The 20843-nt window shown below is 50.6% G+C and carries 19 protein-coding genes, 1 tRNA gene and 1 other RNA gene; 7 read left to right on the forward strand and 14 right to left on the reverse strand.

Going from position 1 to position 20843, the window contains the following annotated elements; all coding sequences use genetic code 11:
• Both ACO6V1_RS07875 and ACO6V1_RS07880 read left to right on the forward strand, forming a co-directional pair.
• A partial coding sequence (locus ACO6V1_RS07875) for a type I restriction enzyme subunit R domain-containing protein (protein ID WP_422466423.1) occupies positions 1 to 2610 on the forward strand: 2610 nt, incomplete at its 5' end.
• A gap of 16 nt (positions 2611 to 2626) precedes the next feature.
• Positions 2627 to 3328, forward strand: a complete 702-nt coding sequence (locus ACO6V1_RS07880) for a M48 family metallopeptidase (RefSeq protein WP_422459822.1) — start codon at positions 2627 to 2629, stop codon at positions 3326 to 3328.
• 14 nt (positions 3329 to 3342) lie between these two features.
• Here the strand turns inward: ACO6V1_RS07880 and ACO6V1_RS07885 are convergent, their stop codons facing one another.
• Positions 3343 to 3654: a hypothetical protein gene (locus ACO6V1_RS07885; RefSeq protein WP_422448207.1), complete on the reverse strand. Its 312-nt coding sequence runs from the start codon at positions 3652 to 3654 to the stop codon at positions 3343 to 3345.
• A gap of 113 nt (positions 3655 to 3767) precedes the next feature.
• Between ACO6V1_RS07885 and ACO6V1_RS07890 the strand changes: the two genes are divergently transcribed.
• The 3 genes from ACO6V1_RS07890 (at position 3768) to ACO6V1_RS07900 (ending at position 4998) form a co-directional block, all read left to right on the forward strand.
• On the forward strand, positions 3768 to 4061 hold the full coding sequence (locus tag ACO6V1_RS07890) for a type II toxin-antitoxin system RelE/ParE family toxin (RefSeq protein ID WP_422448209.1): 294 nt from the start codon (positions 3768 to 3770) through the stop codon (positions 4059 to 4061).
• Between the two features lie 6 nt (positions 4062 to 4067).
• Positions 4068 to 4385, forward strand: a complete 318-nt coding sequence (locus ACO6V1_RS07895) for a HigA family addiction module antitoxin (protein ID WP_422448211.1) — start codon at positions 4068 to 4070, stop codon at positions 4383 to 4385.
• A gap of 85 nt (positions 4386 to 4470) precedes the next feature.
• Positions 4471 to 4998: a hypothetical protein gene (locus ACO6V1_RS07900; protein ID WP_422448213.1), complete on the forward strand. Its 528-nt coding sequence runs from the start codon at positions 4471 to 4473 to the stop codon at positions 4996 to 4998.
• 525 nt (positions 4999 to 5523) lie between these two features.
• Here the strand turns inward: ACO6V1_RS07900 and ACO6V1_RS07905 are convergent.
• The 5 genes from ACO6V1_RS07905 to hupB form a co-directional block, all read right to left on the reverse strand.
• Positions 5524 to 6747: a hypothetical protein gene (locus ACO6V1_RS07905; protein WP_422466425.1), complete on the reverse strand. Its 1224-nt coding sequence runs from the start codon at positions 6745 to 6747 to the stop codon at positions 5524 to 5526.
• A gap of 166 nt (positions 6748 to 6913) precedes the next feature.
• Positions 6914 to 7753, reverse strand: a complete 840-nt coding sequence (gene fghA, locus ACO6V1_RS07910; protein ID WP_422448217.1) for an S-formylglutathione hydrolase — start codon at positions 7751 to 7753, stop codon at positions 6914 to 6916.
• A 76-nt stretch (positions 7754 to 7829) separates the two neighbouring features.
• Complete coding sequence (locus tag ACO6V1_RS07915; protein ID WP_422459828.1) at positions 7830 to 8960, reverse strand: S-(hydroxymethyl)glutathione dehydrogenase/class III alcohol dehydrogenase; 1131 nt, start codon at positions 8958 to 8960, stop codon at positions 7830 to 7832.
• Positions 8961 to 9273: 313 nt separating this feature from the next.
• Positions 9274 to 11175, reverse strand: coding sequence for a SurA N-terminal domain-containing protein (locus tag ACO6V1_RS07920; protein ID WP_422466427.1), 1902 nt, complete (start codon positions 11173 to 11175; stop codon positions 9274 to 9276).
• Between the two features lie 220 nt (positions 11176 to 11395).
• Positions 11396 to 11668, reverse strand: a complete 273-nt coding sequence (gene hupB, locus ACO6V1_RS07925; protein WP_101746322.1) for a nucleoid-associated protein HU-beta — start codon at positions 11666 to 11668, stop codon at positions 11396 to 11398.
• A gap of 121 nt (positions 11669 to 11789) precedes the next feature.
• Between hupB and ACO6V1_RS07930 the strand changes: the two genes are divergently transcribed.
• On the forward strand, positions 11790 to 11960 hold the full coding sequence (locus tag ACO6V1_RS07930; RefSeq protein WP_422448223.1) for a hypothetical protein: 171 nt from the start codon (positions 11790 to 11792) through the stop codon (positions 11958 to 11960).
• Positions 11961 to 12585: 625 nt separating this feature from the next.
• On the opposite strand, the gene lon is transcribed toward ACO6V1_RS07930, so the two are convergent.
• Positions 12586 to 15009, reverse strand: a complete 2424-nt coding sequence (gene lon / locus ACO6V1_RS07935) for an endopeptidase La (protein WP_422448225.1) — start codon at positions 15007 to 15009, stop codon at positions 12586 to 12588.
• A 381-nt stretch (positions 15010 to 15390) separates the two neighbouring features.
• Between lon and ACO6V1_RS07940 the strand changes: the two genes are divergently transcribed.
• Positions 15391 to 15467: transfer RNA gene (locus tag ACO6V1_RS07940), tRNA-Pro, on the forward strand.
• 71 nt (positions 15468 to 15538) lie between these two features.
• On the opposite strand, the gene ACO6V1_RS07945 is transcribed toward ACO6V1_RS07940, so the two are convergent.
• The 7 genes from ACO6V1_RS07945 to ACO6V1_RS07975 all read right to left on the reverse strand — a co-directional run bounded on the left by ACO6V1_RS07945 (position 15539) and on the right by ACO6V1_RS07975 (position 20763).
• Entirely contained in the window at positions 15539 to 15835 is a 297-nt protein-coding gene (locus tag ACO6V1_RS07945) for a DUF72 domain-containing protein (protein ID WP_422449553.1), read from the reverse strand.
• Complete coding sequence (recR, locus tag ACO6V1_RS07950; RefSeq protein ID WP_422459834.1) at positions 15832 to 16431, reverse strand: recombination mediator RecR; 600 nt, start codon at positions 16429 to 16431, stop codon at positions 15832 to 15834. The genes ACO6V1_RS07945 and recR overlap by 4 nt, the downstream gene beginning before the upstream one ends.
• 75 nt (positions 16432 to 16506) lie before the next feature.
• Positions 16507 to 16833: a YbaB/EbfC family nucleoid-associated protein gene (locus ACO6V1_RS07955; protein WP_101746317.1), complete on the reverse strand. Its 327-nt coding sequence runs from the start codon at positions 16831 to 16833 to the stop codon at positions 16507 to 16509.
• 68 nt (positions 16834 to 16901) lie between these two features.
• Positions 16902 to 19010, reverse strand: a complete 2109-nt coding sequence (gene dnaX / locus ACO6V1_RS07960) for a DNA polymerase III subunit gamma/tau (RefSeq protein ID WP_422466429.1) — start codon at positions 19008 to 19010, stop codon at positions 16902 to 16904.
• 151 nt (positions 19011 to 19161) lie between these two features.
• Positions 19162 to 19258, reverse strand: an RNA gene (gene ffs / locus ACO6V1_RS07965) — signal recognition particle sRNA small type.
• A gap of 149 nt (positions 19259 to 19407) precedes the next feature.
• Positions 19408 to 19968, reverse strand: coding sequence for a TMEM165/GDT1 family protein (locus ACO6V1_RS07970; protein ID WP_422466431.1), 561 nt, complete (start codon positions 19966 to 19968; stop codon positions 19408 to 19410).
• Between the two features lie 225 nt (positions 19969 to 20193).
• Positions 20194 to 20763 carry a hypothetical protein gene (locus ACO6V1_RS07975; protein ID WP_422448234.1) on the reverse strand — a complete coding sequence of 190 codons (570 nt, stop codon included), beginning with the start codon at positions 20761 to 20763 and terminating at the stop codon, positions 20194 to 20196.
• Positions 20764 to 20843: the final 80 nt, after the last annotated feature.

Raw genomic sequence — 20843 nt, forward strand, 5'->3', positions numbered from 1 at the left:
TATCTGGCCCGCTACCTGCGGGCTGAAAGTGTTGGCCTGAATAACCCCAGCATTCTGGTGTTAACCGACCGCACCGACCTGGACCGGCAGATTTTCAACACCTTCACCAATATCGGCCTGCACCCCCTCAAGGCACCGTCGGTGGCGGGGTTACAGCAGATACTGGGCAACGACTACGGCAGCATTTTCACCAGCACCGTGCAGAAGTTTCAGGAGCACGATGGCAAACCCATCAAAGCTGCCCGGCACGACCCGGAAGAAGACAGTGCCGACCACAAAACCCGTATCCGCCGGGTAGAAGACGGTGGCGACTATTTTATCTGTGAAGACAGCAACACTAACTTCGGCCAACTGGACAACACCGGCACACCTCTGCCACCGCTCTGGCAGGAGATCAGCCGGGAAAAGGTCGATTTTCTGGTGCTCTCCACCAAGCCCAACTTTTATGTGTTGGTGGATGAAGCACACCGCAGTCAGTACGGCTTTCTGGCGGCGTTTATGCGGGCCAGCCTGCCCAATGCCAGGTTTATCGCCTTCACCGGCACCCCCATTGCCAAACACGACAAAGACACCCTGCGGGAGTTCGGTGCCGGGGACTATATCGACACCTACCGCCTTGACGAAGCCGTGGCCGATGGTGCCACCCTGCCCATCAAATACCAGGAGGGCATGACCGAGCTGACCACCGATGCCCAGCTCGATAGCGCCTTTACCGACACCTTCGGGCAGGAGGACGAAGGTCGGCAAGCGAAACTGAAACAGTCACTGTTGAAGAAACGACGCACGGCAAGTGATCGTATCGAGGCCAATACCCGGCATCTGGTTGATCATTTTCTGTCGTCGGTGAAAGCCCGGGGGTTCAAGGGCTTGCTGGTGTGCAACGGCCGGGAGATGGCGGTGCGTTATAAAGACACCCTCGACCGGCTTATGGCGCAACGGGCCGCCAATGGCCAGGAGACTTTCGAGAGCCGGGTGGTGATCTCCCTGGGCAATATCACCGAAAGCCGCACCGGTGCCGATCAGGTGCAGGAAGCCGCTGGCCAATACCAACTGGATAAGGAATTGTCCTTAAATAATTCCGACATTTTAAACTCGGTCTCCGTTCATCCTGAGCGCCCTTCGACTCCGCTCAGGATGAACGGTCGAAGGGTGACTGGCACGATAATCGAGGCCGGAGTACACGCCCTTCGACAGGCTCAGGACGAACGGAGTTTCGAGGCTCAGAAATGTCGGAATTATTTCGGGCCAATTCCTAAAAAGCCGCTGCAAACCATCGAGGAGCGCATCAAGGCAGAGCGCAATGCCGGTCAGGTGCCGGTGGCGGTACCCAGCGATGAGATTCCCGCGCTGGTCAACAACCTGTTCAAGAAACCCTACGGCGATGAAAGCCAGAATGACAGCAATGCGCCCGATGGCCAGGGCATCCGGTTTTGCAATATTGGCCTGCTGATCGTCTCCGATATGCTGCTGACCGGCTGGGATGCGCCCATTGTCAGCACCCTGTACCTGGACAAACCCCTCAAAGAGCACACCCTGCTACAGGCCATCGCCCGGGTGAACCGCACCCGTAAAGGCAAGAATGCCGGGTACATTGTCGACTATTACGGCGTCGTCGAGTATCTGGACGATGCCCTGAAAATCTACAGCGGCGACGTGCAACCGGAGCAAATCTGGACCGATATCAACAGCGAGCTGCCAAAGCTCGAAGCAGCGCTGCAAAAGGTGCTGGACCTGTTGCCGAAAAAGCATGATCCGATCCACCAGCCGGAACTCTTCAAAAACGACGCGGAGCAATACCTTGACCCGGACGTACGACTGGATGTGGTGGATGACTTCCTCGCAGCCTTCAAGGCGTTTAATGCCCGCCTCGATACCGTACTCCCCGATCAACGGGGTGCCCGCTACAAACCGTTCTTTCAGGTGCTGGCAGCGATCAAGGATGCGGTGCGCCAAAGCCTGCCCGATGACGCTTACCAGCAGCCACTGAGCCAACTGGAGTCGGCCCTGCTGCAACAACTGCTGGATGATTACATCGCCACCGATGAGGTTCGCAGCCTGATCGGGCGAGAAGTCTCCATTCTGGATGCCGGTGATATGGAGCGCCTGCGCAAGCTCAAGGCCGCAGGCAGTCAGGCGCTGGTGATGAAGAACCAGCTTAAGCACACCATTGCCGTGGGCATGCGCAAGAACCCCGGCTTCTTCGGAAAATTGCAGGAGGCACTGGAGCAACTGCTGGCGGACGAAAAAGCCAACCGCATTGAGCAGGCTGCGTTTTTGCTGCAACTGGAGCTGTTCTGCCAGCAGGTGCGGGAGAAAGCAGCGGGCGGTCAGCAGGCCGGGTTCAATACCCCGGCCAAGGTGGCGGTTTTTGACTATCTGCGCAGCCAACTGAACGACGATGGTGAAACCGCTGCCGTGTGGACACAAGCGCTGTTTGCCGATCAGGAAATCAGCCAGACCATCGCCAGCCCGGTATGGCAGGAGAAAACGGAGATTCACAAACCACTGCAAACCTGTATTCGCAAACAGCTGCGAACCCTGGCCGGTTGGGATATGACCGTGGCTCGTCAGCACGCCACCGAACTGCTACATATATTGCTGAACAACTGACAGGACGCCCACCACCATGCCGCTGATTGCTTACGGGACAACCACCATCGAGTGGATTTTTCAGGCCGAACCGGGGCTGAAGCGGCACTACATCACCGTCGAGCGCGGTCGGCCGGTGTTGTTGCGAGGCAGAGCCATTCCTGAAGCCGAACAGCGGCAGTTAATCCGCCAGCGGGCCCGCTGGATTCGGGAACGATTGAAGGAAGTGAACCAGCCTTGCAAGGAGATGTACGTCACCGGCAGCCGGATTCTCTACCGAGGCAAAACCTGGTACTGCCAGGTGCAACCCGCTGCGGAACTGAGCAAGCCGGTGATCCGCTTCAGTAACAGCCGTTTCTTTATTCAGTCGCCCCAGGGGTACAGCATTTCCCGCAAAGCCCTGAAACCGGCGCTTGAGGGGTTTTATCGTGATAAAGCCAAAGAGAAACTGATGCCCCGCATTCGTCACTGGCAACGGGCAACGGGTTTGCAGGCGGTCTCGGCCCGGCTGTTCAAGTTCAAAGGCCGGTGGGCCAGTTGTTCCGATGATAATATCCTTGAGTTTCACCCCCGCTGTATGGAGTTGTCTCCGTCAGTGTTGGATTACGTCATTGTCCATGAACTGTGCCATACGGTGGAAAAGAGCCATAATCCGGCATTCTGGCTACTGGTGGAAAAACATTACCCACACTGGCAGCGGTGCCATGGGGAGATTGAGCGGTTGGGGGTGGAGGTTTAAACAACCCCTCACTGCTACGACAACTGAATTGTGCGCTCAATTTTAACCGCCGATTTATTCTCACAATCCTGCTTGTTAATTTCAAAGCCGCCAATCATCAATCCTTCACGGCCAAAGTATGAAAAAGCAAAAGTACCACCAGCATCCATAACTCTATTGATATCTGCATCTCTGCAAACCTTAAGGCGAACACTGGTAAGCAAATCTCCATACAGCCAATCAGGGTCAATTTCAGCCGCTTTGTAGTTAACAAACGTATGACAATAAATGAATTTTGCAGCAGGTACTGCCTTTATCCGGTCTGACCGTGTTTCTTTATTGATCATCACAGGAAGACCAATGACAGCATGGATAGACAGACCAACAGTCCTGTTTCAGCGTCTTGAACAACTACCCTGACTAATCACCAATAGCATGACATCCGTGCTATCATGTCAAAATGATCATTTCTTTCAGAGATAAGGCCACTGAGGATTTGTTTAACGGCATCGCGTCCCGTCATGCTCGTAAAGCCTGTCCTCAGTCACTGTTACGTCTTGTTCGCCGCAAGCTGGATCAGCTTGATTCGGCGGTATCGCTTGATGACCTGAAAGTGCCGCCAGGCAATCGGCTGGAGGCATTGACCGGGGATCGCAAAGGCCAATACAGCATCCGGCTTAACGATCAATACCGGATTTGTTTTGTCTGGAGCGACTCTGGTCCGGCTGATGTTGAAATCACGGATTACCATTAGGAGGCTATGATGACGCGTATTCCAACCAACCGAGCGCCCACTCATCCTGGCGAAATGTTGCGGGAGGAGTTTCTACTGCCAATGAACATCACCCAGCAAGAGCTTGCTGCTGCGATTCATGTCCCTTATCAGCGGGTTAATGAGCTAGTCAATGGCAAACGGGGGCTTACCCCGAGTACAGCCCTGCGCCTTGCCCGTTTTTTTGGCATGTCCGCAGACTTCTGGCTAAACCTCCAGCAACGATGGGATCTGTTCAAAGTACAGCAGGCTGAGCAGGATGATATTGAGCGTATAGAACCCGTCCAACAACAAAAGCAGGCCTGAACTTTTCGTCTTTATACCAGAGAACTACTAAAGATTACTGTTCGATAGTACGATGAAAGACTAACAAACCTCATGGAAAGAGATAATGAAAATAACAGAGAGAACCGAAGCCGCCAGAGGAGTCTACGCGGAAACTTTGCAGTCGCACAAAGGCCCTATGAAAAAAATGAAGGCTCTGGCCAGTGCTGCGAATTGCTTCTTCAACCGTCGGAAAGTACAAAACTGGCAAAAATCGAATACAGCCACTATTTCTCAGGCTCCCACAGCTCAGGAGCCAGAAGCGCTGGTAAAGACAAACATCAAAGAGCGCACCGCAGCCCCTTCAGATATGCAGGCTGAATTAAAATCGGTATTGGCAAAAAGAGCGTTAACCGGGGAATCGCAGGGCAGTGACAGCGAGTTCGAGGCTGAATATGATTCTGCCGGTACAAAAGAAGACAATCAGGAAGCGTCTGTTACGGAACCAGAGAAAATAACGAAACAGCCTGAATCCGCAGACGACAAACTTATACCCGGCGGGGTGGAAAGGCTTAATCACCAGGCTGCGCATGACAAAATTAAAGTTCGCCCGCAAAAGCGCAGACCCCCTACCCGCAATCCCGGCCGTCACTGATGGACAAAAGGCAGGGCTTTAAATTATGAGCATTGATAGAAGAAAAATAACGTTAAGCCCCATAGGCAGCACAAAAGAGAGCAACAAAAACAGCACCTGAACGAACAACAAAGGCAGCGCCAAAGGGTGCAAGAAGGCTGCTTAGTAAAAAATCCCGTTTACGCAGAGCACTGAAGGACTCACCGAAGGGTGTTCCATAAATAAGGAACTTTAACAGGATGAAGTGGTCTTAACCTATAATTCAATAATCCAATGAACATATTTAACCCAGACCCAAATAATATTTCTGGAATTTCCTATTTTCAGGAGTTGCCGGGAAATTACTTACCAACAACTGTAGCTTCAGGTTCACACTTGGTCTGGCATGGGAATTGTGCAAAATCCATCAAATCTGGAAGGTGACAACATCTATCTTGATATAAATATTGATTGGACTGGCTCAGGCAGCAACTTTTATAATAAAAGTTGAATGGAAGCAGCAATTCAATTATTAGATAATTCACTAGATATATCTACTTTTTCTACTCAATCAGCTGCATCAACTACAAACTGCCCGCGATTCAATCTTGCACCCATATCCAACCACTCTCTTATTAAATAAGGTCTGTCATCCTCATTTATTGCCCTGAGTAATCCATCGTTCAGCTCAGCTTGTATATCAAAACAAACCTCCGCACCCAGTTCGAGGAGACATCTAGCAGAATTAGGACGATTATTAAGGATTTGTGTTAGGAGCATTGTATTAAGATCAGCCTGACTGTAAGGGTTGTTTGCACCGCAACTCACCCATTCTTTTACACCATGGGGATTATTACCTTCCGCATAACTCCGGGCGGCAAGATTTATAAATTGATTGGTTTTATCGGTTTTTTTGGCACCCAGTTCCAGCCAATGCTTAAATTGCACAATGCTATTTTCTTGGGCAACTCTTTCCAGATTTGAATCAAGAATTGTTTGAAATTCAGGTTTAATATCCGCACCAGCTTGTTTTAAAAAGATAACTTCTGTCGAGTCAGGTCTATCTTCATGAAGCTTACTGGCCAGAAGATCGTCAAGTTGTTGCTGAAGATTTTCTATGGTGGCCCCCATTGCCACACAATCTTTTACGTCAGATACATCTTTTTGCTTCAGGGATTGTTTTAACCATTCATTTAATTTCAGTTGAACGTTAGTATCTATCGAAGCTCCCAGATCGCACCATTCTTTCGCTTTATCCACTGTAGTAGCTGTTTTTAAACCTTCATTAAGTTTCTGCTGAAGGTCGGGTATCATTGCCCCCAGAGACAACCAGCCTCCGGCAAAAACGGGCTCATTACTCTTTATCATTCTTTCCAAGCCTGAATTCAGTTTATTTGTGACTTTAGCATCTATTTTCGCCCCAATATCCAGCCATACTTTCGCATGAAATGGATTTGGATTATCTTTAGCAAACTCTCGATTCAAACCGCCATTTATTTTGCGTTGAATATCATAACCATACAACCCTGAAGTATTGAGAACCACTTTTAATACACCCGGCAACTCCAAGTCTTCTATTAGAGGAACAGGAACATATTGACAGTTAGTAATAGTATCGAACTTTTTATTAACATAACTGATTGAATATTCCTCAAGCGATTTAACATGTATTTTTTCTAATTCATCAACAAGATATTTAGATAATTCCGGAGTTATATCATCAGAATCCTTGCTTAACTCTTTATACAATATTCCCTGAATACATTCTCGATAAGCTATATTACCAAGCATTATTGCCACCCTGTCATATTAATTTTTGCGTAATAATTGATATATAATTTCATTTGGTTAACTACTTAAAGCTGCTTTCACATAAAGCCAACCAACCAGTTATATTTTTACCAGAAGCCCGGATAAGGTATTTGCCAGAAAACCGGTAAATACCTTTTCCAGTCAGCTATAAAAACTTTTGTGAGTGAAATCTTAAGTGATCCTCAATAAACGTGGCAATAAAATGATAGGAATGATCATATCCCTCCTGCATTCTTATGGTCATTGGATACCCTTTGTCTGCAACTGCTTTTTTTAATGCATCCAGGTGCAACTGTTCGTGCAAAAAGGTATCACTGCTGCCCTGATCCACCAGTGTTGGAACTGCTACAGGTGATCTTTTCAACAGCTCACAGGCATCATAGTGTTTCCATTGCTCGCGATCATTACCAAGATAGCCCATAAATGCTTTTTGTCCCCATGGCGCATTGACCGGATTGCAGATCGGACTGAAAGCAGACACCGATGAGTAACGATCAGGGTTTCGCAAAGCAATCACCAGTGCACCATGCCCCCCCATGGAATGGCCGGCAATACTCCGTTTATCATTTACAGGAAAGTGCTGTTCAATGAGTTCTGGCAGCTCAGACACCACATAATCATACATTTGATAGTGCTGACGCCATGGCTGCCGGGTAGCATTCACATAAAACCCGGCACCAAGCCCGAAGTCGTAGGCAGCGTCAGGATCATCTGGAACGTCATCCCCCCTGGGGCTGGTATCCGGTGCAACAATCGCAATGCCCAACTCTGAAGCTACCCGCTGGGCTCCCGACTTCTGCATAAAATTCTCATCGGTACAGGTCAGCCCGGACAACCAGTACAGAACGGGCACCGTTTTGCTCTGGCTTTCAGGAGGCATGTAGATGGCAAAACGCATGTTGCAGTTAAGGGTTCGTGACTCATGGGTGTACTGTTTATGCCAGCCACCAAACAGCTTATTACTGCTGATATTCTCCAAAGACATAGACCTTGCTCAATACGGGACAGGCTTTACTGAAAAAACCGTAAAGCCCCGGTGAAAAAAATAACCGATGGTGCAGTTATTGCCGGTAATGGATCACAGAGCGAATACTCTCTCCCTGATGCATCAGATCAAACGCCCTGTTAATCTCCTCCAATGCCATGGTATGGGTGATAAAATCGTCGAGTCTGAATTCACCCGCTAAATATTGCTCGACAATGCCCGGTAGCTCAGAACGGCCTTTCACCCCTCCAAATGCGGATCCACGCCATACACGCCCGGTCACCAGCTGGAATGGGCGGGTAGCTATTTCCTGGCCAGCACCGGCAACGCCGATGATAACCGACTCCCCCCAGCCTTTGTGACAGCACTCAAGTGCAGAACGCATGACGTTAACATTCCCGATACACTCAAAGGAAAAGTCAACACCACCATCGGTCATCTCGACGATCACATCCTGAATCGGTTTATCAACCAATGTTGAATTGACACAGTCAGTGGCTCCCAGCTTTCTGGCCAGTTCAAATTTTTTCTCATTAATATCAATCCCGATAATCCTGCCAGCACCGGCCATTCTGGCACCAATGATGGCCGATAGACCAATACCGCCAAGACCAAAGACTGCAACGGTGTCCCCGGGCTGTACCTTTGCGGTCTTTAATACGGCCCCCATACCGGTAGTGACTCCACAACCCAGCAGACAGACTTCTTCCAGCGGTGCATCAGGGCTGACTTTTGCCAGTGAAATCTCGGGTAACACGGTATACTCGGAAAATGTCGAACACCCCATGTAGTGATAAATGGGCTGACCATCCTTATAAAATCGGGTCGTACCGTCGGGCATCAGCCCCTTTCCCTGGGTTTCACGTATTTTCTGGCAGAGGTTGGTTTTACCTGAACGGCAAAATTTACACTCACCACACTCCGGTGTGTAGAGTGGAATGACATGATCACCAACAGCAACGCTGGTCACGCCCTCCCCCACCTGTTCGACAATCCCGCCACCCTCATGACCAAGAATGGCAGGAAATACCCCCTCCGGGTCATCACCGGACAAGGTAAAGGCATCGGTATGGCAAACACCTGTAGCAACGATGCGAACCAGCACCTCGCCAGCCTTTGGCAACATCACATCAACCTCTTCGATCGACAACGGTTGGCCTGCCCCCCAGGCAATGGCCGCTTTTGATTTAATAAATTGATCTGACATTACTATTTCCCAATATCGCTTATTGTTAGGCCACTGCCGAAAACCGTAGCTGAAACCAACAGTGTAACAATGGCAGGAGACGCTGCAAGGGGAGATCAGGATAACGGCTACGGCGGCTCAGGGTGAGCATGTCGATATGCTCGCCATCCGATAATTGAGTGCTTGTACTTGCCCGCAGGAAGATGACCACAAAGACTATGGCTACTCTCTACCTGATAACAGGAAAACCATCAGGACAATTTTTTCTGCTTCTTATTAATGACAAAGGCCACTTTTCGGTGGCCTACGGGACGTTGAATCCAAACTCAATTCATTACTGATTATCAAGCAGGATTTTTACCTTACCTCTCTCCTTCAGACTGGCAAGGTACTCATCAAACATTACGCGCCCATTGCCTGCTGCCATAAACTGACCCAGCCCTTTGAGCTGCTCAGGATTTGCTACTGCTTCACCGGGGTAGATGGCGCTCAGGCCAACCACTGCATAATCACCATTTGCCAAAGTGACTGAACGATAGGCGACACTATTTCCGGGGTGAGGCATTTTAAAGGCTTCCTGCAGGAGCTGTGCAGGCACACCGGGCATATTCCTGCTGGTTGCAGGACTCTCAACCACGTCCAGCTTCTGCTCATCAGCCAGCACGTTCAGCGCTGTTCCGGACTGCAGGGTCGTTACCATCTGTTCTGCACGGCTGGCCAGCTGTTCCCGGGCGCGGCTGTTCTTCAGGGCATTAACGATGGTTTCCTGCACATCAGCAAGGGGGATAAGCTCAGGTTTTTTGTGCTCCTTAACCCGGACCACAACAGCCTGTTCCGGAGTAATCTCAATCAGCTCACTATTGGCACCGAGATCCAATACATCTTCGCTGAAAGCCGCTGCTGATACGCGGGGATCGGCGGCAATACCCGATCCAGCGCCCTTTCGACCAAAGGGCTCACTGGTCAATACGGTCAGGCCCAGCTGCTCTGCTGGCTGAGCCAGGTCAGAAGCCTCAAAGCTGATATCTGCGAGCTGTCTGGATTGTTCAATGAACAGGGAGTCAACTTCATTCTGCTTGAGTGCCACTTCAATATCTGCGCGCATCTCATTCAGCGATGGCACATCCGCTTCATCACGGGAGGTCACTTTCAGGATCTGTATACCGAAATCCGTTTCAATAGGCTCAGAAACCTGACCAACGTTCAAACCGGCAACGGTGTTGTCAAAAGCATCACCAAAGAAGCCCGGCTCAACAGCCCCCAGATCACCGCCGTTCTCAGCGGTCATCGGATCATCAGAATAGGACCTGGCTAACTCGGCAAAATCGGTTCCGGCTTGCAGTTTGGCAACCACTTCATTGGCCCGTGCTTTCGCTTCATCAAGGGTGCGATCTTCACCGGTCTGAATCAAGATAACGGAAACATGGGCATTATTGCCAGACTGTTGCTGCAACTGTTCGACACGGTACTGGTATTCAGCTTCAATATCTTCAGCAGAGACGTCGATACCCCTGGCAATATCTGCCTTGTTCAGAACCACGTAGTTTACGACAACCTGCTCAGGCGTCATGAACTGATTCGAGTTGGCCTGGTAGTAAGTGCTGATCTCTTCTTCGGAAGGCGTAATGGCCTGACGAACCGGTTCCGCCGACAGCATAACCCAGGCGAGGTCACGGGTCTGACCTTCAAGACTCTGCAGTCGTTTAAGTTCTTCTGCAGTCACAAATTCGGTATTGGCAACCCCGGCGCGTAATTGCTGCAAGAGTGTTTCTTCGCGGATGGCGTCGCGGAACTGCAATGGTGTCATACCATAACTGCGAACCATCATCTGAAAACGGTCGGCATCAAAGCGGCCATTTTGCTGAAACTGCGGCATGGATACGATCAGCTTATCAATCTCGGCTTTGCCAATATCCATTTTCTGATCTTCAGCGTTTTGCAGTAACAACTGACGATCAATCAGGGCTTCAAGAACCGAGCTTTGCAGTAACTGATCGTCCAGCATGGCAGGATCAAACTGACCGCCCATTTGCTGAATCAAAACCCGCCGCTGCTGGTCAACAGCCTGAGCCAACTCTGCCCGGGTTATATCCTTACCATTGACTGACGCCACTTCCGGGTTGTTTGGATTGGGCGCAAGCGTTTCCAGACCAGTAATGGCCATCATAAAAGCGATGATGCCGACGACAACAAATGTCACCCAACTCTTCGCTTTGTCCCTCATCGATTGCAGCATAATAACCTCAGGTACCAGGGCCGCTGAGACAGCAGAGCATATCCCTTGTTCTTCTCACCCAGCCTGATGAAGACCAGGTTTAAAAAAAAAAGCGCATCATCGGATGCGCTTTCTGGTGAACCGGCAGACAACTCCCCTGGAATAATTCATGTGGAACCCTGCCTTGCCCACCTGATGAAATAGAACCGATTAAAGCACTATAACAGTGAACCGTACCAGATCAGTTCACGGCATCCTTAAGAGCCTTACCAGCTTTGAAGCTTGGAATTCTGGCAGCGGCGATTTCAATCGGCTCACCAGTCTGTGGGTTACGGCCGGTACGAGCGGCACGCTCTTTCACAGAAAATGTGCCAAAACCTACCAGAACAACCTGCTCACCATTTTTCAGTGCACCAGTGACAGAGTTAATCACGGCGTCCAGGGCTCGACCAGCGGCAGCCTTAGAAATGTCTGCAGATGCAGCGATAGCATCAATAAGCTCGGACTTGTTCACTCTATTCCCCTTCTAAGTAGGATGCGTTTTCAATCATTAACAGAGGATAGACACAGAAAGCGTGCTGGCAACTGAGTAATTTACCGGTCTTCTGTCATCTACCCTATCAGGTGCGACCGATATGCTGCTGCATTTTCCAGTGAAAAACAAGCACCATACATGCACCTTCGTCATTAATAGCCTGCCAACCAGCCAATTTGATCTAATACCACTGAAAATAATCACCAGAATTCATTATGCCAATGGCAACCATCGAACACTGACAGCGAACGATAACACCGGGGCAGTATGAAGTCTGATAATCTGCCGTCAAGCAAATTGTCTGACTGGATTCAAGAAGTCTGGCGGGAAACCCGCTTCCCCCGGAGCTACTGAAGACAGTAGCCCGAAGGCTCATCAAATCGGGGAAGCAGAGTCATTCCTGCGTTTCTTGTCTGGAGGGTCATAGGAAAGCAAATCACCGGTTACAGTCTTTAGCTGTCCGGTCATTCCGGTAAAAGAAGTCTACTTTTATCCGCATTAGCATACAGTTGTCTGACAGTTGAGCTGACAACCTGACTCTATGGCTTCGACCTGGCCCGGATATTTCATAAACATGCTCCCGCTCTCACTTGTCCTTTGCCGCTCTAAGGGAGTTTTGTTCAGTCGACCGTACTCCCCGGTACGGCGCTCCCTCACAAAATCCCTTAGAGCGACAAAGTCCTCGGCTTTGGCATCCTGCGTCGCCCTATCTCCCACATCCATGTGGTCGTGCGCGAGAATCGGGGCAGTTTATGAAAAATCCGGGCTAACTCCTGATCCGAAGTAGCGGCAATTTATACCAATCGTCCGGCCGTCATGTCAACTGAAGAATCCACCGGAAAGCCCCGTCATTACTGAACGACCGCCCAATACAGGGCGGTCTTCACCTTCAACGGTCAGTGGGTATTGACACGTTCATCGCTTTTCTGCCCGGTTTTCTGCTCGGAATCGGCAACTTCCAGTGCTTTTTCTGGCAGTGCTTCGGGCATATACGACAGCGCTACTTCCAGAACTTCATCAATCCACTGAACCGGAATAATCTCCAGGTCATCCTTGATATTGTCAGGGATCTCTTTCAGGTCGCGACGGTTCTCTTCAGGAATCAGCACCTTCTTGATACCACCACGGTGGGCTGCCAGAAGTTTCTCTTTCAGACCTCCGATGGCAAGGACTTGTCCCCGGAGGGTGATCTCACCGGTCATGGCAACATCTGCCCGAACCGGAATCCCGGTCAGAATGGACACAAGGGCGGTACACATACCGATACCCGCACTTGGGCCATCTTTTGGCGTCGCGCCTTCAGGAACGTGAATGTGCAGATCGTTCTTCTGATGAAAATCAGGCTCAATACCCATGGCGGCTGCCCGGGAGCGAACCACCGTCAATGCCGCCTGGATTGACTCCTGCATCACATCACCCAGGGAGCCGGTTTTGATAATCTGCCCTTTGCCGGGAACCGCTACCGACTCAATGGTCAGCAACTCACCGCCAACCGATGTCCAGGCCAGGCCGGTTACCTGACCGATCTGATCCTGATCTTCAGCCCGTCCATAGGTGAACTTGCGAACCCCCAGGAAGTCTTCAAGCACTTCCGTGGTAACGGCGCTCTTGCGGTCCTTTTCAGACAGCGCTTCCTGTTTTACCGCCCGGCGACAGACCTTGGCAATTTCCCGCTCAAGTCCACGGACACCGGCTTCTTTGGTGTAGTAGCGGATGATATCCAGCACTGCATCATCAGCAAAGGACAGCTCGCCCTTACGGAGGCCACTGCGCTTGATTTGCTTGGGCACCAGATAACGCTTGGCAATATTGAGTTTCTCATCCTCGGTGTAACCCGGAATGCGGATCACCTCCATACGGTCCAGCAATGGCCCGGGAATATCCATGGAGTTGGAGGTACAGACAAACATAACATCGGAAAGATCGTAATCCACTTCCAGATAGTGGTCATTGAATGAGTTGTTCTGCTCAGGGTCCAGCACCTCCAGCAACGCTGAAGCCGGATCACCACGCATATCAGAGCCCATTTTGTCGATTTCATCCAGCAGGATAAGCGGGTTTTTCACTTCAACCTTAGCCATCTTCTGGATCAGTTTACCCGGCATGGAGCCAATGTAAGTCCTGCGGTGACCGCGGATTTCCGCTTCATCACGAACGCCACCCAGCGCCATACGGACAAACTTGCGATTCGTCGCCCTGGCCAGTGACTCACCCAGTGACGTTTTACCAACCCCGGGAGGTCCCACCAGACAGAGCACAGGCCCCTTCAGTTTACGAACCCGCTTCTGCACGGCAAGATATTCAAGGATACGTTCCTTAACCTCTTCCAGCCCATAGTGATCAGCCTCAAGAATATCCTGGGCACGCTTCATATCATGGCGGACTTTGCTGCGCTTTTTCCAGGGAACACTGAGCATCCAGTCAATATAGCCCCTGACCACCGTCGCCTCTGCGGACATCGGCGACATCATTTTCAGTTTGGCCAGTTCCGCCAGGGTTTTCTCCCTGGCCTCCAGGGTCATCCCCGCCTGATCAATTTTCGCTTTCAGCTCTTCCAGCTCGTTGGGTGCATCGTCCATATCCCCCAACTCTTTCTGAATGGCTTTCATCTGCTCATTCAGGTAATACTCTCGCTGGCTGCGCTCCATCTGTTTCTTGACGCGACCACGGATTTTCTTTTCCACCTGCAGAAAATCCATCTCACCCTGCATAATACCAATCAGATACTCCAACCGGTCGCCCAGGTCGATGATCTCAAGCATCTTCTGCTTGTCTTCGATCTTCATGGGCATGTGTGCACTGATGGTATCCACCAGCTTGGCCGGGTCTTTGATACCGGATAATGAGCTAAGCACCTCATTCGGTACTTTCTTGCTCAATTGCACATACTGCTCAAACTGAGACATCACAGAACGAACCAGCAGCTCACCTTCCCGGTCGCTGATCTGCTCTGACAGCTGCTCATGAACTTTCGCCTTAACCAGCCCATCGTCTTCATAGACCGAGTCAATCGTTACCCGGGTCTCACCTTCCACCAGAACCTTGACCGTTCCGTCTGGTAACTTCAGCAACTGCAGAATGCTGGCAACGGTGCCCACAGAAAACAGGTCTTCCACCTGAGGCTCATCGGTCTGGGCACTTTTCTGGGCTACCAGCAGAATTCTCTTGTCACCAGACATTGCCAGGTCCAGCGCCTGGATGGATTTTTCCCTGCCGACAAACAGCGGGATCACCATATGCGGGTAGACCACCACATCACGGAGGGGCAACAACGGCAATTCATAGTGCTCTGATGGTTGCAGGGTATCTTTATTATCCATAGCTCAGCCCCTATATGTTCAATATCAATAAAGCCTGCCGTCCACCAGCCCGCTGGCTGGCTGAAAACTGGAAAGTGAAAACCTGGCAGGCATTCAGGACACGATCTATTACGTGTTTGATCAATGGTCAGCCTACAGCAGAACTACCTGAAACACCGTCTCAGGCATCTGTAAAACCGGCCATGGTCTCTAAGATGGGGCTTTTCCGGCTAAATTACAATAGCCACGTATTTTCGTCTCCTGAAAACGGCTAAGGGACGCTTCATCAGGACTCAAGTCCGGGATAAAGAATCTTGTAACATCAAGAACTTGCAAAAGAACTTCGTTCAGGTAACATAACAGTCATTCGGAAGAGACGTCGCATCGACTCTTCAGGAGAGTCGGAGCGTAGCGCAGCCTGGTAGCGCACCACAATGGGGTTGTGGGGGTCGGAGGTTCAAATCCTCTCGCTCCGACCAAATTATTTTTACCTATCTCTCAGATTTACCTACTCCCTGTTTTACCCAAGCCTTCAAATCCCCCATCTTCTTCAGAAGATATCCATCTGATCGGTTTGAGCCTCAATCTTCAGCGGATGCCATCCGGGCAAGTCCTGAAAACTGTCATGAAAGCGCTTGGCCAGAAGAGGAACCTCGCGATTACTTGGGCTATGCATAAAAAAGCAGGGTTGTTTTCCTGCTGATATCCATTCCCTCAACTTGTGCTGCCAGGGTATAAGATACTCTTCATCACAGGTCATATCCCCCAGGCCAATAAAACGAATCATTGGAAAATGCCCGGTAGCAATTGCATGCACAGGAAGACGGGGCTTTTTAGCCTGAGTCAGATTTCAACCTTCTTGCGGCCTGCCAGGGCATGGGCCAGGGTACCACCATCCACAAACTCAAGCTCACCACCCAGGGGAACACCATGGGCAATGCGAGTGGCCGTCACCCCGAGGGTTTTCAACTCCTCAGCAATATAGTGCGCCGTGGCCTCACCTTCCACCGTCGGGTTGGTTGCCAGGATGACCTCTTCTACCTGATTATCAGCCACCGTTTTCAACAGGTGTTCAATGCCAATATCTTCTGGCCCGATACCATCAATAGGCGACAAATGCCCCATTAACACAAAGTAACGTCCTAAAAAGCCACCGGCCTGCTCAAAAGCCATAACATCCGAAGGATTCTCGACAATACACAACAGTTTTTCATCCCTGCCGGGATTGGCACAAATCTGACAGACAGGTTCTTCTGTCAGGGTACGGCAATGCCCGCATCGCCCCACCCCTTCGGCAGCCTGCCGGAGAGCAGACGACAAGCGCACAGCCCCGTCACGATCCCTTTCCAGCAGGTGCAACGCCATTCTCTGGGCCGAACGCGGCCCCACGCCTGGCAGACAGCGTAATGACTCCATCAATTCCCTGATCATGGGGCTGAACATAAACAAAACCTGATTAACAATGATATCGCTACCCGACACCCATTAGTTCTAGCAAGTGTGTCGGGCGTAAGGAGTTTAGAATGGCAGTTTTATACCGGCTGGAAGACCGAGCCCTGAGGTCAGCTCACCCATTTTTTCCTTGTTGTTCTCTTCTACTTTGCGAACCGCATCATTAATTGCTGCAGCCACCAGATCTTCCAACATCTCCTTATCTTCCGCAAATAGACTTGGATCGATCTCCACCTTACGAACATCATAACGACCGGTCATGATGACCTTAACCAGCCCGGCACCGGCTTCACCAGTGACTACTGCATTGGCCAACTCCTCCTGGAGTTTCTCCATATCTTCCTGCATTTTCTGGGCCTGCTTCATCAGATTGCCCATACCACCTTTAAACATATTGACCTCTGCACAAAAAACACCAAACAGGGACCACCGAAATTCACCGATAATCCCGCCCGGGCTTTTTACTTGATAATATTACCAACTGGTTGAATCGAATCATCCAGAACCATGGCCGAAAAGGTCTCAATCAACCCCTTTACCCTGGCATCGGAATAAATACTCTCTTTCGCTTCCTGGAGACGCTCGGCAATTTTCCGTTCGCGCCAGGCAGCAGGAGTTTCATTAACAATACGACCAGTGTCAATTGACAGTTTAACGGACTGTTCAAAATAATCACACAGCGCCTTTTCCACACGCTGACGATGGGTGTCGTTGTAGAGCGTGCTGCGCTGTTCATCAAGTCGCAACCGGACAGCACCCTGTTCACTGTCAACAAACTCACAATGGGAACCAATGGTGCCTGTCACCCCTCCCAGGGGAAGACCGCGAAAAACCTGAATCCAGCTCACAGCATCCATCTGCGTAAATGGCACCCGGTCTTCTTTTGCCGGTAATTCCACCACAGCCCTGACCGTGGTTTCAGGGGCAACAACCGATGGCAGACTCAGAGACTGGTGAGCAGAGGCATCCGCTACAGTAGCGATTTCCTGTGAATTGACTCCGGACGACCAGTGTGCCTGCATATCATCCAGAGCACTGTCACGCTCATCATAAACAGGCGACTCAAAGGCAGCCTGGTCATAAGCTGACAGTGGAACGACCTCGGGGACTGGCGGTGTATCTTCACTGACCACTGCCCGGGAGGCTATTTCCTCTGTTGGTGTCTCAGGTGGCTCATCAGCAATAACAGGAGGCTCAAAGGTATCCCTGTGACCACCGCTCTGGACCGAAGGGTTTTCGTGCTCAACTGTTTCCCGAGCAATTTCATGAATAACAGCAGGCGCATCAACTTGCTGGGTAGCAGGCTCAGGCTCCGGATCAGAAGCACCTTCTTCATCAGACGTGCTGTTGTGAGATGAAGAGCCTTCAGCTGATGAAAAGCTTTGCGCAGATGAAGAGGCGACACTGTTTGTCGGCGGCGCTGCAACCGCCATCACATCCTGTTTTGCACCAGAAATATCAAGCGGCCTGCCAGCCGCTGGCGCACCATCGGGCCGGAACGCCAGCATACGCAGCAAGGCCATTTCAAAACCACCCCGGGGATCCGGTGCCAGGGGCAGATCTTTCTTGCCCACAAGACCAATCTGGTAATAAAGCTGCACATCCTCAGCCGTCATTGATGATGCCAGCGCTATAACCTGCTCACGATCACCCTGACTGTTATCAACAGCATCGGGCACAGCCTGGGCAATCGCCACCCGATGCAGCAGGGACAGCATATCATCCAGTACCGCCAGATAATCCGGCGAATGTTCTGCCAGGGATGACACCGAACCCAGGATATGAGCCGCATTGGCGGTCGACAGCGCCATCACCATCTTCATCACCTGTCCCTGGTCAATGGTACCCAGCATCGCCCCCACCTCCGCCTCACTGACCCGCCCATTGCCAAAAGCAATGGCCTGATCCGCCAAACTGAGGGCATCACGCATACTGCCATCCGCAGCACGAGCCAGCTGCCACAGGGCCGCCACTTCGCAGGGGATCTGTTCCTGTCCGAGGATATTCTCCAGATGACCGACAATTCGCTCTGGCGTCATATTCTTCAGACTGAACTGAAGACAGCGGGACAAAATAGTCACCGGCAACTTTTGAGGATCGGTGGTTGCCAGCAGGAATTTCACATGAGGAGGCGGCTCTTCCAGCGTTTTCAACAGCGCGTTAAAACTGTGCGCCGAGAGCATGTGTACCTCATCGATCAGGTACACCTTATAACGCCCACGGGTTGGCGCATACTGGACGTTATCCAACAGTTCCCGGGTATCTTCCACCTTGGTTCTGGAAGCCGCATCCACTTCAATCAGGTCCACAAACCGGCCATCATCAATCTCTTTACAGGCTGAACACTGGCCACAGGGGGTCGAGCTGACACCCTGCTCACAATTCAGACACCTGGCAAAAATACGGGCAATGGTGGTCTTACCCACACCCCGGGTACCGGTAAACAGGTAGGCATGGTGGAGACGATCCTGATCCAGGGCATTAACCAGCGCCTGAAGAACATGGGACTGCCCTACCAGCTCTTTGAAAGAACGGGGTCGCCATTTGCGTGCAAGAACCTGATAGCTCATTGAGTAGCGTCAATACCTGATATGGGAATTAAAGAGTATCTATGCTAACCAAGAAGCCTTGAAATTGCACGATCAGGAAGCGTTAGAGAAGTATCTGAAAGCAAGTTTGAGAGTGAGGAAAATCCGGAGAGGCCGAAATAATGGAGGCGAACCCTGCCAGCCACACCCCGGCACATAATGTCACTACTACCGTTGCTCCCTTCCGGGCCTGGCGGGGTTCGTAGCTGATTATTGCGGGGGGACCGGCAAGGTCCACCATAAAGACCGGGGCATCGTGTCCCGATGCAGCGCATTCTGCATAAAACCCGACCTGACGTCAACTGCCAGCGCACATCTGGCCATCATTTTATTCACAATCAGGCCCGTTTTTTTTCCGGCTGGCAAGCCCGGCAAAGTATTATGATGGATTCACCAGCGCCAACACACCCAACACCGCAAACAACATCGCAGCCCCACGGCGAATCCATTGCAGTGGCAGCCTCTCTGCCAAATTCTCACCAAAGAAGACCACGGGTATATTGGCCAGCAGCATGCCCAGCGTAGTGCCGGCAATCACCATGATCGTGGCAGAATATTCAGCCGCCAGAAGCACAGTCGCGACCTGGGTCTTATCGCCCATTTCGGCCACAAAAAACAGAGCCAGTGTCGTTAGAAAAACACCATAACCCGCCATTGACCCATCATTGTCATCCAGCTTATCCGGGACCAGGGCCCATACAGCAACAGCAAAAAAGGAAGCGGCAATCAGATATTGAAGAATATCGGGGGAAATCCAGGCGACCACCCAACTGCCAAACCAGACGGCAACGGCATGGTTCAACAGAGTCGCCAGCAAAATAGCCAGAGAGATCAGCCAGGGAGCGCGAAACCGCAATGCCAGCATCAGCGAGAGCAGCTGGGTCTTGTCACCGATTTCAGCAAGAAAAACAACCAGTGCGGAAAGGGAAAAGGTTTCCATAACAAGTCCGGGCAGGCGATGAATGATTGGCTCTTGAACCGGATCGGAACCAGTATTGGCCAGACTCTACTGAACCGCAGTGTTGAACACAACAGACCGGAGAATACAGAAAACATTGTAAGCTGGTGCTGATATTGAACATAACCTGCGTATTACATTTCTTACAAACCAGGGGATAGCCGAAAGACTCCCTGCCTTTTGGGACCAGGTGAGCACAAGGAGCAGCTACGCATTTTTTTGCCGATGACGGTCAGTGGGTATTTGATTTAATACCCCGGGCTGTTCAGTTATTACCGTTGACATGTTGTTTATCAGTTCATGGAGGCCCTCAATTTTCTCGCTATTCATTGTGCATGTATGATTATTTTCGGTTTGGCTCCTGCATAATCGATCAAGCTTTTTATATAGCGCTTCGTCATTTCCTTTAATCAATTTTTTAAGATCAGTAATTGCATCCCGATTTTTTTTACATCCAAGAAAAGTAGCACATTGCCTCTCGGATAATCGTTCAAGCTTTTCCTTTAACTCTTTTTTTAACTCTTTGTTGCTTATCAGCAACAGTTTGGTTTCATAGTCGCGCCGGACAATATTGCGTTGCTCCATGGCCAGACCAATGGCTGAAGCTGTGCAAAATGAAACAAAACCGATAGGAACAGCTTTAGGGAGAGTCGATACCGCATAACATAAAAGTGAGCCAATCTGACCGCAAGAACATGAGATAATTAATACCTCTTCGTTCAAAAAGTAGTCTTTCAGATGGCAGGACGGCGCACCTGGGCATGATGTAGACTGCATTATTCAATTCCTGTTGACCAGTATGGGAAATAAGTTATTGCTGCCGGGTCAGCTCACATGAAAAACGAATTTCTGAAGAA

The organism is Endozoicomonas sp. ALC013 (assembly GCF_049310205.1).
GTDB lineage: Bacteria > Pseudomonadota > Gammaproteobacteria > Pseudomonadales > Endozoicomonadaceae > Endozoicomonas.

Excerpts from the sequence above, each read along its gene's own strand:
- ACO6V1_RS07890 (WP_422448209.1), top strand. The coding sequence starts at position 3,768 with ATGATCATTTCTTTCAGAGATAAGGCCACTGAGGATTTGTTTAACGGC.
- lon (WP_422448225.1), bottom strand. The coding sequence starts at position 15,009 with ATGGATAATAAAGATACCCTGCAACCATCAGAGCACTATGAATTGCCG.
- ACO6V1_RS07930 (WP_422448223.1), top strand. The coding sequence starts at position 11,790 with ATGCTGCTGCATTTTCCAGTGAAAAACAAGCACCATACATGCACCTTC.
- ACO6V1_RS07900 (WP_422448213.1), top strand. The coding sequence starts at position 4,471 with ATGAAAATAACAGAGAGAACCGAAGCCGCCAGAGGAGTCTACGCGGAA.
- recR (WP_422459834.1), bottom strand. The coding sequence starts at position 16,431 with ATGTTCAGCCCCATGATCAGGGAATTGATGGAGTCATTACGCTGTCTG.
- ACO6V1_RS07975 (WP_422448234.1), bottom strand. The coding sequence starts at position 20,763 with ATGCAGTCTACATCATGCCCAGGTGCGCCGTCCTGCCATCTGAAAGAC.
- ACO6V1_RS07880 (WP_422459822.1), top strand. The coding sequence starts at position 2,627 with ATGCCGCTGATTGCTTACGGGACAACCACCATCGAGTGGATTTTTCAG.
- ACO6V1_RS07905 (WP_422466425.1), bottom strand. The coding sequence starts at position 6,747 with ATGCTTGGTAATATAGCTTATCGAGAATGTATTCAGGGAATATTGTAT.
- ACO6V1_RS07920 (WP_422466427.1), bottom strand. The coding sequence starts at position 11,175 with ATGCTGCAATCGATGAGGGACAAAGCGAAGAGTTGGGTGACATTTGTT.
- ACO6V1_RS07895 (WP_422448211.1), top strand. The coding sequence starts at position 4,068 with ATGATGACGCGTATTCCAACCAACCGAGCGCCCACTCATCCTGGCGAA.
- dnaX (WP_422466429.1), bottom strand. The coding sequence starts at position 19,010 with ATGAGCTATCAGGTTCTTGCACGCAAATGGCGACCCCGTTCTTTCAAA.
- ACO6V1_RS07955 (WP_101746317.1), bottom strand. The coding sequence starts at position 16,833 with ATGTTTAAAGGTGGTATGGGCAATCTGATGAAGCAGGCCCAGAAAATG.
- ACO6V1_RS07970 (WP_422466431.1), bottom strand. The coding sequence starts at position 19,968 with ATGGAAACCTTTTCCCTTTCCGCACTGGTTGTTTTTCTTGCTGAAATC.
- fghA (WP_422448217.1), bottom strand. The coding sequence starts at position 7,753 with ATGTCTTTGGAGAATATCAGCAGTAATAAGCTGTTTGGTGGCTGGCAT.
- ACO6V1_RS07885 (WP_422448207.1), bottom strand. The coding sequence starts at position 3,654 with ATGATCAATAAAGAAACACGGTCAGACCGGATAAAGGCAGTACCTGCT.
- ACO6V1_RS07915 (WP_422459828.1), bottom strand. The coding sequence starts at position 8,960 with ATGTCAGATCAATTTATTAAATCAAAAGCGGCCATTGCCTGGGGGGCA.